Source organism: Veillonellaceae bacterium (assembly GCA_025992895.1).
In the GTDB taxonomy this organism is placed as follows: domain Bacteria; phylum Bacillota; class Negativicutes; order Veillonellales; family Dialisteraceae; genus Dialister.
In genome coordinates this window covers 1,373,529-1,387,010 of the sequence record DAJPGA010000001.1, presented here as the reverse complement: position 1 = coordinate 1,387,010, position 13,482 = coordinate 1,373,529, and the positions used below count along the sequence as shown (strand labels likewise).

Genomic DNA, 13,482 nt, shown 5'->3' with positions numbered 1-13,482 from the left:
TTAAAACTTCTTTCTGCAATATATAGCTCTTTCTATACCGCCGTAATCCTTTATGACTTCGAAATCATCAAATGAACCGCTGTCTTTCAGCATATCCAGTATCGGCTGAGTCTGCCCGATGCCATATTCAACAGCCAGAAAACCGCCTTCTTTCAGATGATTTGCCGCTTCCTTGGCAAGCTCCCTGTAAAAATCAAGACCGTCTTCTCCGCCGTCTAATGCAATCCTGGGTTCTCTCTGTACTTCAGGAGCCAGCGTGGAAATATCCTTTGACGGAATATACGGAGGATTGCTCAATATGCCGTCAAACAGCTCTCCTTCTTTGAGCATTGTCAGGTAATTGCCCAAACGCCATTCCACGCGGTCTTCCATTTTCAGATGAATTCCGTTTTCTTTGGCAATTGCAAGCGCATCTTCAGATATATCAATACCGACAGCATGCGCACCTTCGCAATAGTAGAGGAAGCTAAGAAGAATAGCTCCGCTCCCCGTCCCAAGATCAGCGACAAACAATTCAGGATCATTTCTATGATACTGTATGACCTTTTCAAGCCAGGTTTCCGTATCCTGCCTTGGAATCAATGTATTTTCACTCAGCTTGAAGGTGAGCCCCATAAACTCCTTTTCACCCGTTATGGCTGCTACCGAATATCCTTCAATGCGCTTTTTGATATATCCGCGATACATGGCCAGCTCATCCGGATTGACGATTAAATCAAAATTAGTATAGAGATAAATGCGTGATTTATTCAGCACATGGGCAAGAAGGATTTCCGCATCAAGACGCGGCGATTCTATATGATGGTCTTTAAAATAATGCGTTGTCCATGTTATTAATTTATTAATCGTCCATATTGTATTACCGGCCACTGGAATCCCCTTCCTTCATTCTTCGCGACAGGTCTTCCTCGATGAGCCTGTCAAGTATCGCGTCCATGTCACCATTTAAAAAATCATCCAGCTGATAGATGCTCATATTGATTCTGTGATCGGTAACACGTCCCTGCGGGAAATTATATGTACGGATTCGTTCGGAGCGGTCTCCTGATCCAACCTGATTCTTCCTGTCTTCTGCCTCTTTGCTCTGGCTGTTCTGCAATGCCTGGTCATATAACCTGGACTTAAGAATCTGGAGCGCCTTTTCCTTATTCTGTCTCTGGCTTCGCTCATTCTGACAGGTAACAACCATGCCGGAAGGAATATGCGTAATACGGATAGCCGAAGATGTCTTATTGATATGCTGTCCGCCTGCACCTGAAGAACGATATACATCTATCCTTAAATCATCACGTTTTATGTCGATATCTACATCCTCAGCTTCTGGAAGAACTGCCACGGTGACAGCAGAAGTATGCACTCTCCCCTGGCTTTCCGTCTCAGGAATTCTCTGTACTCTGTGAACACCGCTTTCAAATTTAAGAATGGAGTAAGCGTTCTTTCCTTCAATCGTGCATGTTACTTCCTTAAATCCGCCCAGATCGGTTTCGTTAGCACTTGCAATTTCTGCCTTCCAGCCCTTTCTCTCGGCAAACTTCAGATACATCTTTAAGAGATCGGCAGCAAAAAGCGCTGCTTCCTCACCGCCTGTACCGGCTCTGATTTCAAGAATGACATTCTTGCTGTCATTAGGATCCTTTGGAATCAGCAATTTATGTATTTCCAAATCCAGTTCATCCCTGCGTTTTTCGCTTTCCTTCAGCTCTTCCTTGGCAAGCTCATGCAGGTCTGATTGTGATTTATCTCCAAGAATTTCCAAAGCCTCTTTCGCCTGATCCAGCACTTCTTTATATTCTCTATATTTAGAGACGACTTCTGCCAGCTCAGAATGCTCTTTTGAAAGTTCTCTCCATTTATTTTGGTCGGCTATAACAGAAGGATCACTCAGCTGGTCTTCCAGTGAAATAAACCTGGCTTCCATTTTATCCAACTTATTGATCTGCATATTTCAAAACGCTCCTTCAAACTATAAAAATAAATTCATATCAGGATGATGACAGTCCATTTCATCCCATTATATTAATAAACTATATTGTACAGTATAACAGAATATCACTATGAATAACAAAGTGTGCAGGCATTCCATCCCTAAAAAATGAAATTAAAAAACAGGGCCTCATAGCCCTGTTTCTTAGTCTGATGTTTTTCCGTAACGTTTGTTGAACTTTTCGATACGGCCGCGAGCCTTACCGAAACGCTGCTGTCCCGTATAGAACGGATGAGATTTGCTGCTGATATCAATATTGATCAGCGGGTATTCATTTCCATCTTCCCATTTAACAGTCTGGTTGGAAACAGCTGTAGAACGAGTCAGGAAGGAATAGTCAGCACCGATATCGCGGAAAACGACAGGATGATAATCCGGATGGATGTCCTTCTTCACTTAATTGCACCTCACTTCAAATACATAGATAATTCTTTGTTATTATATCAGAAGAAATCTGGTAATGCAAGGAAAGGAAATAAAATAATATTCCATTTCTGCAATAAAATCAGCTTGTAAGACCGGTTCTTCGTTTACTGGCCGTCCCCAATGATATTAGCTATTTCATCAACGAACTTGGCCTTCTGACGATATCCAATGATCCTGCCGATTTCCTTCCCGTCTTTAAACAAGACAAAAGTCGGAATGCCGACAGTCTGGAATAAATCAGCCAGTGCTTCCTGTTCTTCTACTTCTAATCTGCAAAAGGAAATTTTGTCTTTAAACTTTTCTTCAGCAAATTTCAAGGTTGGTTCCATGACCTGACAAGGACGGCACCATGCAGCCCATAGGTTCAAAAGGACATATCCGTCCTTCTGATAAACTTCATCTTCCAGATTTTGTTTTGAGTGAATATCTACAGCCATAGTTTTCCCCTCTTATCTTTCTGACAATATACTATATACCCCCCCATTTGAGACTATCATCTGCTTCCAGTCTAACCGGCTTATTAACAAGTGTCTCAAATTTAGTTATATTATCCTTTATACTTATAAAATCTGCAACTTCTTTATTACATACTATTGTAATTCCTGTCTTAATTCCAGTCCCTGATTTCCTTTTTTGAAGATCATGGTAGATAGAACGGGCAATCGATTCAGGAGAAAGTACTATCCCCGTACCATGGCACACCGGACACGCATCAAAATAATTTTGCCAAAGTCTCTGATTGGTTCTCTTCCTTGTTATTTCAACAAGGCCAAGCGATGTGATTCCGCATACAACGGCTTTGTTATGATCTTTCTGAAATGCCCGCTTCAGCGTATCAAGCAGTTCATCCTTCTGCGATTTCTTATCCATATCAATGAAATCAACGAGAATGATTCCTCCGATTTCCCTAAGTTTGATTTGTCTTGCAATCTCAACAGCGGCTTCCTTGTTGATCAGGAAAGCCAACTCGCTGTGAGGGATTCCATTCCCTTTAAAGGATCCTGAATTAACATCAATGACGGTCAAAGCTTCGGTGTAATCAATAACAAAGTAAGCCCCGGATTTCAGCTCGACTTTTCGGTCAAATAGCTGCTCTATCTGTTCTTCGACATGAAATTTTTCAAGTAAAAGCTCCGGTCCATGGTAATAATGCAGCCTGTCTTCAAGACTGTTGGGTTTCTTCTTTTCTAATTCAGAAGCACGGTCAAAGGACTCCTCATCATCAATAAAGAACGATTCCACATCATCATTCATGTAATCTCTTATCCCCTTGACGATAAGATCGCTTCCTCTGTATAAAAGCACCGGTCCCCTTTCCACTTTGGATCGTTTGGAAATAATGTCGAATATATGATCCAGATACTCGATTTCCTCTTTAAGTACAGCCTCTTCGGCGTTTGCAGCCGCAGTTCGTATAATGATACCCTTGCCATCCGGACGCACAGATTTTACCCAGCTCCTCAGGCTGTTTCTGCGTTTTGTATCTACAATCTTCTTGGATACGCCAACATAGCTGCTATTTCCAAGCATAACAAAATACTTGCCCTGTATGCCGATTTTGCCAGTTACTAAGGGGCCTTTTGTTTCCGTGCTGTCTTTTTCGACCTGCACCAGGACAGTGCTTCCTTCGGTAATATTTGTATCCGCAGGCAAATCTCTCTTCCTCAGAAACGCATTCCTTCCAATACCGATATCAATAAAATATCCGCTTATAGAAGGAACTGAATTTCTGACGATTCCTTTATAGACTCTTCCGACTATATCCAAATTATTATTACGTTCGATCTCAAGATCATTTAAGATACCATCATCAAGCGCGGCAAATATCTTTTCATCCGGCTCGACATGAAGAAGAATCTGTCTCATTTATATTACCCTTTCGAATAAACTTCAATAAACTCAGGATCGAATGGTGTCTTTCTCTTCTCCCCTTCACGCTGATAGGTACCTGCCCTTGAGCATATAAATTCATCATTGACCCAGGGAAGGCCAAAGGAGTCCGACAGCATTTTCCAGATATCCTTAGGCTGCACGGTTCCCGTAGTGCTCCTGACCAGGGAAAAGGTAAGGTACGCCCTGTTATTCCTGATGCTTAAGCGGAGCGGTTCAAGAATCATGGGTTTTACATCCATCTCCCTGACTTTCTTAGGAGTTACTCTTTTATAAATAAAGGAAGATAAATCATTGAATTTCTGGATGCCCTCTTCGGCCTTGGCAGCATCATAATCTTCATAAACAGGGCCTTCCATCTGATATACATCTTCGTTGAAAATCGCGGAAAGCTTGGGGCATTCTTTTACGACGGCAATGATTCCATTAATAGAGATTCCTCCAGGCAGCTGGTTTGTCAGGCTTGACTTAACTTCATCAAGAGGAACTTCTCTTTCAAGATCCATTTCCATATAAAGAGGATCCGCAGTAACCCCTACGCCCAGCGCAGAGTCCATTGATATTTTCATGTGCGGATTGAATCCTTCTGAAAATGCTACCGGAAGGCCGGATCTCATGATGGCTCTTTCCATAGTTCTTAAGTAATCCAAATGCCCCAGAAATCTCAGTTCCTCACCTTTGCTTATAGATAAAAACAGCCTTATCATTCCAATTCTCCTCTTTATGATCAATCAATGCTACGTCAAGTATCGGGCAGACTGCACAGCCATTGCATGCCAGATGCCTGCAGTCGTGTGTGAGAATGCCCTTCTGTGCAAGCTTCCATTCCTTGCGAAGATAATCTTTTGTTACTCCGCAGTCAATATGGTCCCAGGGTTCAGCTTCATATTCATCCCTGTCTCTGGCAGCGTACTGATCCGGATCGACTCCGCACTCTTCAAAACATGACATCCATTTATCGAAATCAAAGAATTCTGTCCAGCTGTCATATTCACAGCCCTTCTGCCAGGCCTTGAGGATAACCTGATTAAGCTTCCTGTCACCTCTTGCAAGAACGGCTTCCATATAGCCGGTCCGTGCGTCATGGTATGCAAACTTAATATGTCTGTTGGTAAACAGGCTCTCTAAATATTTCTGCTTTCTTTCTATTTCTTCTACGCTGCACTGAGGCATCCACTGGAACGGAGTAAAAGGCTTTGGTACAAAGCTTGCAACGCTGACAGTGATTCTGCACCCATACTTGCCGCGTATCTCATGATACAGTTCATTGATCCTGTTTGCTAAATCAGCAATCCCCTTCAGGTCTTCATCAGTTTCTGTAGGAAGACCCATCATAAAGTACAGCTTAACGCGGTCCCATCCATTTCTGAATGCGTTTGAACATGCTCCCATGATGTCGTCTTCGGTAATGCCTTTATTAATTACATCGCGAAGCCTCTGTGTACCGGCTTCCGGTGCTAAGGTAAGACCGCTCTTCCTGACCTGCTGCACCTTCTTGGCAATATCGACGGAGAAACTGTCGACACGAAGGGACGGAAGGCTTACACTGACTCTCTTGTCCTTGAAATTTTCCATCAAATGATCGACCAGTTCCGGAAGGCAGGAATAATCTGCCGAGGAAAGGGACATTAAGGAAATTTCATTATATCCGGTATTCTTGATCAAAGTATCAGCAATTTCCTGAAGCTTTTCCTCACTCTTTTCCCTAACCGGCCTGTAAATCATGCCCGCCTGACAGAAACGGCAGCCTCTGCTGCAGCCTCTGAACATCTCAAGCACAGCACGGTCATGGACAATCTCGATATGAGGAAGTATCGGCTTATCGTCTACGATAACATGATCGACGTCTTTTATGACTCTCTTTTCAATAGGAAATTGTGCAAACGGATCAACCGGCTTTATGGCTCTGAATATGCCATTTTCGTAGTAAGAAGTTTCATACAGAGAAGGAACATAGCATCCCTTGATTTCAGCCAGTCTATGAATGGCTTCCCATCTTCCGCCGGGTTTATTTTCCGCTTTCCATTTTTTTATGACTTCAACCATTTCCTGAATGGCTTCTTCTGACTCTCCGATAAAGAATACATCGATAAAATCAGTCATCGGCTCAGCATTATAGACACAGGGGCCTCCGGAAACAACAATAGGATCCTCATCTGTGCGGTCTTTGGAAAGCACTGGGATTCCGGACAGATCGATCATATTGAGGATGTTGGTGTAACACATTTCATAGGGCATGGTAAAACCAAGAACGTCAAAGTCTTTAATCGGCGCTTTGGATTCCAGTGCATAGAGAGGTATATTTCTTTCTCTCATCATTTTTTCCATATCAACCCATGGTGCATAGACTCGTTCAGCCAGAGCATCTTTTCTGGAGTTGATGACGCTGTAAATGATTTTCAGCCCTAAATGGCTCATTCCGACTTCATAAACATCAGGAAACGCGAGAGCGACCTTTACATCCACGTCTGCATGATCTTTCATAACACTGTTCCATTCGCCGCCGACATATCTGGCTGGTTTCTGGACATGCATTAACCAAACTGGATCTATTTCTACTCGATTCATTTTCTTCTCCTAGTCAAACATTAACTTCTTACGTCTTAAATAAATGTTCATCAAAATACCAACGCACAGCAGATTCATAACTAATGCACTGCCGCCGTAACTCATAAAGGGCAGAGGAATGCCTGTAACAGGCATGATTCCCAATGTCATTCCCACATTAATAAATACCTGGAACAGCCACATCGAAAAGATTCCGCATGCCAGAAGGCTGCCAAAGGAATCTCCTGATGAACGGGAAATCATAATCGTCCTGTAAAGCAGTACAAAATACAGGAATATGACAAAGATGGCACCGATAAATCCAAGCTCTTCCCCAATAACAGAGAAAATAAAATCCGTATGATTTTCTGGGAGGAAGTTCAGCTGGCTTTGCGTTCCTTCAAAAAGTCCCTGCCCCAAGAATCCGCCGCTGCCGATAGATATTTTCGACTGGATAACATGATACCCAGATCCATACGGATCAACACTTGGATTGAAGAGAACCAGGATTCTCATCTTCTGATAGCTGTGAAGGACGAAGAACCAAATTACCGGAAACATGACTACTAAAGCAATGAGCGCTCTTTTTACAAGCTCCATCCGGAGTCCGCAAATGTAAAGCATGCCGAAAGCAATCGCGGCAAAGACGAGACTCGTTCCCAGATCCGGCTGGATAAATATCAGTATTGTCGGCAAAAACATCATGCCGGCAACCGGGATCAGACTCTTCCATGTTTTAAACCCTGTATGGTTGGTGGAAAGCAGGCGGGCCAGACAGATAATCATAATCAGCTTGGCAAATTCCGAAGGCTGAAGTGTAAAAGGTCCGATCTGGATCCAGCGCTGCGCCCCCAGGGCACTTGTTCCGGCAAATTTTACGATTAAAAGCATGACTGCATTAATGATATATAACGCAGGAACCAATCTATATAATTTCCTGTAGTCGAAATAAAGCGTTCCTGCGGCAATACAGATTCCGCCTATAAGAAAAACGCCCTGTTTCAGGACAAAATCATATCTGCCGGGATAATCAGGAATGTTTGCATGTGTAGCACTTGCAATGATCAAGAGGCAGATGATGCCCAGTCCAAGAACCGTCAATAAAAGCGTACTGTCAATACGGCGCCAATAATGAATCAAATTCAATACGGTTCATCTCCTTCTCCGCCATTTGTAAAACTGGCTTCCTGAGTTCCAGGAAAGCCCAGGCTTGTTAATAACAGGAACCGAACCAGCACTCTTATTCAAGATCTCATCAACTTCATTGTCACAGCCCCGGATAAGTTTTGACCAGACACTTAATGGAAATTCCTTTCCTTCAATGACCGATCTGTATACGTAATCGATGGCTTTTCCAAAAGGTCCGTTCAGTTTTAAATCCTTCAAATTTCCATGACCTGCAAGACGAGCTGCTTCTACAGAAAAAGGAATCACTCCGCCGAAATACTCCGAATCGATTGTTTCGAGCATTTCCTGAAAGGATGCCTGATTCTGATTGGAGAACGAAAATTGATTCATCACATAAGAGAAATCAACTTTGGGCTTAATCATTTGAGCGGCCTGGTCAGCCGTTCTTCTGGATGCCCACGAAGGAGCCACAACAATCATAAACTTATCTGAAACATCTGCTGCGAACTGGATTCCGCTCCCTACTCCAGCAGGGCAGTCCAATAAAATGAAATCATAATCATCGCCGGCATCATCAAGTATGACACTGATAGCTGCAGGGAATATTTCATCCCATGTTTCTGCCTGTGCTGCGGGAATAAAGTCAAGATTTTTGCCGACAGAAAGCTTTACGTCATTCATGAAGCATCTGCCTTCAGCCAAATCTAAAATATTATAGAAGCATTCATTTTCCAAACCAAGGATCAAATCCATATTCCTTAAGCCCATGTCTCCATCTATGAGCAGGACTCTGTAGCCTTTATGGGCCATGACTATCCCCAATGAGGCCGTCAAAAGCGTCTTGCCTACCCCGCCCTTTCCGGAAGCTATAGATAAGACTTTAGCCATTAGGATTTACCTCCTGTCCCGGAATCCTTAGATGCAGCTGACTTAGCATATTTTCCAAGATGGAAGTATGCATCCATGATTTCCTTAACCACAGGTGCTGCAGAATCTGCACCAAATCCGCTGTGTTCAAACATACATAAAACGACAATTTCCGGTTTGTCAAATGGAGCATATGCTACAAACCAGCCATTATCCAGACCATTCGTTTCCGCGGTACCCGACTTGCCGGCAATGCTTACCGGATAGTCATGGAACAGCATCCCGCCGGTACCGTCTTTGGACATAACCATCCTTAAACCAGTATGGATATCATCCAAAGTTGCTTTGGATACAGGAAGCGATCCGATACGCTTAGGAGAATAAATCTTTAAAGGAGAACCATCCAGCTTATCAATACGGTTTACAAGATACGGCTGATATTTGAATCCGCCGTTTGCAATAGACGAATAGACCATGGCCATCTGGATTGGTGTAGTCAATGTATAACTTTGCCCTATAGCAGCATCCATCGTCTCGCCCAGATACCAGTCCTGATCGAAGACTTTCTTCTTATACTCTTCACTGGCGACGTTCCCGTCAGCTTCGCCTGCAAGATCTATGCCGGTTGGCTTGCCTAATCCAAATTCGCGCGCCATCTGGGATAACTTATCGATTCCAAGGCGGCGGCCCATTTCATAGAAATATACATTATCTGATTTTTCCAGGGCTTCATAAAAATCAATCCACCCAAAGGCTTCACCCTGCGCATTTCTTTTATCTACAAGCCAGTGCTTGCCACTGTCAAAAATCCTCTCTGTCGGCGACATGACTTTTGCTTCCAGCGCAGCCGCCCCCGTAACGACCTTGAACAGGGATCCGGGAGGATACATGGATGCAATGGTACGGTTCTGCATAGGATGATTTTTATTATTAATGATTTGATTCCAATCAGCAGTCGAAATTCCCTTGCTGAAGCGGTTCGGATCATAACTTGGTTCGCTGACCATAGCCAGTACCGCGCCGCTGTTAGGATCAATCGCCACAGCAGAAGCTCCCGTTGCATAGATACCTGATTTTGCCAGAATCTTAACCTGGGAATCAATCGCATCCTCTGCAGCTTTCTGCAGGTTGGCATCAAGTGTCAATCGGATATTGTTTCCGGAAACGGCAGGTGTCCCGCCGACATAACCGACCGGCTGACCTGAAGCATTGACTTCAATTGTTTTTGATCCGTTTTTCCCTTCAAGGTATTGATTATATTTCCTTTCGATTCCGGCTCTTCCGATCAAAGTTGCTGTTGTATATGGATTTCCATCAGCATCCTTGTCATCCGGACCGGCTTCACCAACGTATCCAAGTACCTGCGCTCCGGCCGCTCCTAAAGGATACACTCTAAGGGGATTGACCTCGATCTGGATTCCCGGGAAATCATCTTTCTTTTCTTCAATCTGTGTTGCAACATCTACGCCGACATCATTGGCAAGATAAATAGCGCCAAAAGCTCTCTTATTGTCTTCTATCTTTTTCTTCAGATCAGCAACAGGCATTTTTAGCAGGACTGATAATTTCTGCAGTTCGTCATCACTTAAGGTATTTCCCTTCCTGTCAACAGGCATGATGACGCTGTATGCAGGCCTTGAACCTGCCAGAATGACTCCGTTCCTGTCATACATGACTCCGCGGGTAGCCTGAACAGGAATACTGCGGATTCTGTTTCCATCTGCTTCTTCTTTATAGTAACTGCCCTCGACCACCTGCATATAGAATAATCTGGCTGACAATATGAACAAGAGAATGATGGCAGCATAAATCATCCGGGCATATCTGGATTCTTCTTTATTTTTCAATAAGCTTGTCAAAAAAGTTGGTATATTTTTTCTTTTCACCATTTGGGCTCACTTTCACGCTTCATCCTCCACAATAAATTATAAAGGACTATAGACGAAAGACCATTTAAGAAAGTCAGCGGAATACCTAGACTCAAGAAGTAGGAATAGGAGGGATAATGACTTCCTCCCCACCACAGAATCAAACTCCACCACAGAATCAAACTGGAGAATAACAAGTACACAATCGTTGCCATAACAACAGCAAGCAAAGATATATACCAGTGACGCGTATATCTTCCTCTTCCAAATCTAACCAAAAGCGCTGTTATCAATAAGTATGGCAGTAAATGTAGACCAAAAAAGTTGCCAATGATAATATCCTGAACGAGTCCTCCGGCCATTGCCAGGGCAAACGCCTTTCTCTTATCAAAAAGAAGTGCTGCAATGGCAATACTGGTCAGAATCAAATCTGGCTGGACCAATCCATGAAAAAGCATTGGGGCAAATGAAGCCTGAACAAAAATAACGACGAGTATGAAAATCGTTATCGAAAAAGAACTCATTATTTCTCACCTGCCTGCACCTTGTTGGGGTTCATTGGCGGTTCACGCTTTGGTGCATTAGCCGTAACACTCCCGGGTGCTGTTTTTTGTACCTGATCCGTAATAACGAATACCTCTTCTAAATGAGAAAAATCAGCAGCCGGCGTTATATATGCGACCTGACTCCCGCCTATCGTATCCACATCAACATTAGAAACTGTTCCAATAACCAGACCCTTCGGATAAACTCCGCCATAGCCCGAAGTGATGATAACATCTCCCTTTAAGACGTCAGCCTCTCTTGCAAGATTTATAAAAGCAAGCTTGTCAGGACTGCCGCTGTTTCCCGATACCATAGAAACAACACGGGAAGCCGGCCTTTCTACGATTCCGCCAACTGTAGTCCTTGGATCAAGAAGAAGCTGAACACGGGCTGAATTTGCATAGACTTCGCTGATGAATCCAACAAGGCCGGACGGGACAATAACCGGCATATACTTCTTTAAACCGCTGTCTTCGCCGCGGTCAATCACCATGGTCTGTGTCCATCCGCCATAATCTCTCGTAATAACTGATGTTCCAAGCATATTGTACTGCTTATAGCCCTGCTTGAATTGCAAGAGACTCCTGAGCCTTATATTTTCAGCCAATATTTCACTATAACCTGACTGCTCAGCTTTCAGGCTCTCATTTTCTTTTTTGAGAGAATCCAATTCTTTCCAGTTATTCAGAACCTGAGAAATGATTCCTAATCCATCCCTTGTATCCCAGGCCGCGCGGCTTACCCCGTATTCAAAGGGTGCTGCTCCTGTGGAAAGAGGCTGAGAAACAAAGGGAATATATTCTCTGTGTCTCCAGAACCAGCCGCAAGCTCCTGCAAATATAAAAAGAAGAATGGCAAATACTATCTTCTTCCTATCAAAAAATATCACGATTAAGCGCCTCCATAATATTTTTCACCATTCTCTACCAAGAGAGAAAGATGCTTCTGCTTGTCAAAAGCTTTCAGGCAGCCTTCTGAAATAATATCTGCCGGGTTATCCGGAACGAGCACAGGAATTCCCAATTCAAAAGAAAGCCAGTCCTTTAATCCGGACAATAGTGCACTGCCGCCAGAGAGGAGCAGTCCATTCTTCAGCAGATCACCTGCCATATCTGGTGTTGCTTCTGCTATAGCCCTTTTAACAGACGATAAGACAGGCTTCATGATTTTTTTCATAACAGGGCTCAGTTCTTCGAGGGACAGTTCAATGACAACTTCTACTCCGTCACTAATTCTTCTGCCTCGAATAGTAAAAGTATCCTGATTCCCGCCACGGGTTAAAGAAATCACTTCACTCTTTAATTTTTCAGCCTGCTCTATTCCTATCAGGACATTATATTTATCCTGAAGATACTGACAGATTCCAACATCAATATTATGTCCGCCAAAGGCATCTCCCACCTGCGAGACGATGCCGCCGCAGCAATATAATCCGACATTTGTTACATCCCGGCCTATGACCATGGATAAAATCGTTGAGGAATTCTCAAGATTGAAATCAGCCCCGATAGCTGCTGCAGCCGGAGAGGCAATTAAATAAACCTGCCTCGCGCCTGCATGCATCAAGGCGTCCACTAATGCATGCCGCGCTACTGAACTTGTCTCACAGGGAACCGCTATCATGACAGACGGACGGCTAACCGAATGATGAAGAGCCTTATTGATAAAGTAGCGAAGCATTGATTTGGCAATGTTATAATCAGCAATAGAACCGTTTTTTACCGGCCATGCCAAGTAATGATTTTCTGGCTCTTTATGGTATCGGATCAATGCATCTGTACCAAATCCCAGAACTCTGCCATTGATATTATCCACTACGGCGACACTGGATTCTTCTAATACCACTCTGTCATCACGAAAAATACGAACTTGAGAGGAGCCCAGATCGATTCCTAATTTATTCGTTAATGCGGAAAATGCTTTCATACATTTTTATACCTTTCTATAGTAATACAATTTATTATATCATGTTTGTGGTATAACTATCACCCAAAACAAACTTGACCGATGTAAAATACACATACCTTACAATTCATCCTGCAAGTCCGGACTCATGGAATTAATTTTTATAAAGGCCGGACTGTTATTTCTCCAAAAAGGCATTTTTATTTTAATCTTTATTTTATTTCTTAGTATTTCCCGTCGTGACTTAAATCCAGGTTTAATCATATTCTCACATATTCTCAAATGTAGAAACTCTTTTAATGCATTTCTATTTCTATGTTA

General features: G+C 43.2%; 13 protein-coding genes. All 13 read right to left on the bottom strand.

Annotation, left to right across the window (positions count from 1 at the left end):
• Complete coding sequence (gene prmC / locus OIM03_05895) at positions 1-870, bottom strand: peptide chain release factor N(5)-glutamine methyltransferase (protein ID HJI73807.1); 870 nt, start codon at positions 868-870, stop codon at positions 1-3.
• Complete coding sequence (gene prfA, locus OIM03_05890) at positions 860-1,942, bottom strand: peptide chain release factor 1 (GenBank protein ID HJI73806.1); 1,083 nt, start codon at positions 1,940-1,942, stop codon at positions 860-862. The genes prmC and prfA overlap by 11 nt, the downstream gene beginning before the upstream one ends.
• Before the next feature lie 186 nt (positions 1,943-2,128).
• A complete protein-coding gene (locus tag OIM03_05885) occupies positions 2,129-2,380 on the bottom strand; it encodes a type B 50S ribosomal protein L31 (protein ID HJI73805.1) in 252 nt (83 codons plus the stop codon).
• 134 nt (positions 2,381-2,514) lie between these two features.
• Complete coding sequence (locus OIM03_05880; protein HJI73804.1) at positions 2,515-2,847, bottom strand: thioredoxin family protein; 333 nt, start codon at positions 2,845-2,847, stop codon at positions 2,515-2,517.
• Positions 2,848-2,878: 31 nt separating this feature from the next.
• Positions 2,879-4,276: an Rne/Rng family ribonuclease gene (locus OIM03_05875; protein ID HJI73803.1), complete on the bottom strand. Its 1,398-nt coding sequence runs from the start codon at positions 4,274-4,276 to the stop codon at positions 2,879-2,881.
• 5 nt (positions 4,277-4,281) lie between these two features.
• Positions 4,282-4,950, bottom strand: a complete 669-nt coding sequence (locus OIM03_05870; protein ID HJI73802.1) for a TIGR03936 family radical SAM-associated protein — start codon at positions 4,948-4,950, stop codon at positions 4,282-4,284.
• Between the two features lie 22 nt (positions 4,951-4,972).
• Positions 4,973-6,868, bottom strand: a complete 1,896-nt coding sequence (locus OIM03_05865; protein ID HJI73801.1) for a TIGR03960 family B12-binding radical SAM protein — start codon at positions 6,866-6,868, stop codon at positions 4,973-4,975.
• A gap of 9 nt (positions 6,869-6,877) precedes the next feature.
• A complete protein-coding gene (gene rodA, locus OIM03_05860; protein HJI73800.1) occupies positions 6,878-7,993 on the bottom strand; it encodes a rod shape-determining protein RodA in 1,116 nt (371 codons plus the stop codon).
• Positions 7,994-7,999: 6 nt separating this feature from the next.
• Positions 8,000-8,863: an AAA family ATPase gene (locus OIM03_05855; protein HJI73799.1), complete on the bottom strand. Its 864-nt coding sequence runs from the start codon at positions 8,861-8,863 to the stop codon at positions 8,000-8,002.
• Positions 8,863-10,689: a penicillin-binding protein 2 gene (gene mrdA, locus OIM03_05850; GenBank protein HJI73798.1), complete on the bottom strand. Its 1,827-nt coding sequence runs from the start codon at positions 10,687-10,689 to the stop codon at positions 8,863-8,865. The genes OIM03_05855 and mrdA overlap by 1 nt, the downstream gene beginning before the upstream one ends.
• 35 nt (positions 10,690-10,724) lie before the next feature.
• Positions 10,725-11,234, bottom strand: a complete 510-nt coding sequence (gene mreD, locus OIM03_05845) for a rod shape-determining protein MreD (GenBank protein ID HJI73797.1) — start codon at positions 11,232-11,234, stop codon at positions 10,725-10,727.
• Positions 11,234-12,145, bottom strand: a complete 912-nt coding sequence (gene mreC, locus OIM03_05840; GenBank protein HJI73796.1) for a rod shape-determining protein MreC — start codon at positions 12,143-12,145, stop codon at positions 11,234-11,236. Before mreC ends, mreD begins: the two co-directional genes overlap by 1 nt.
• 2 nt (positions 12,146-12,147) lie before the next feature.
• Entirely contained in the window at positions 12,148-13,182 is a 1,035-nt protein-coding gene (locus OIM03_05835; GenBank protein ID HJI73795.1) for a rod shape-determining protein, read from the bottom strand.
• Between the last annotated feature and the right edge of the window lie 300 nt (positions 13,183-13,482).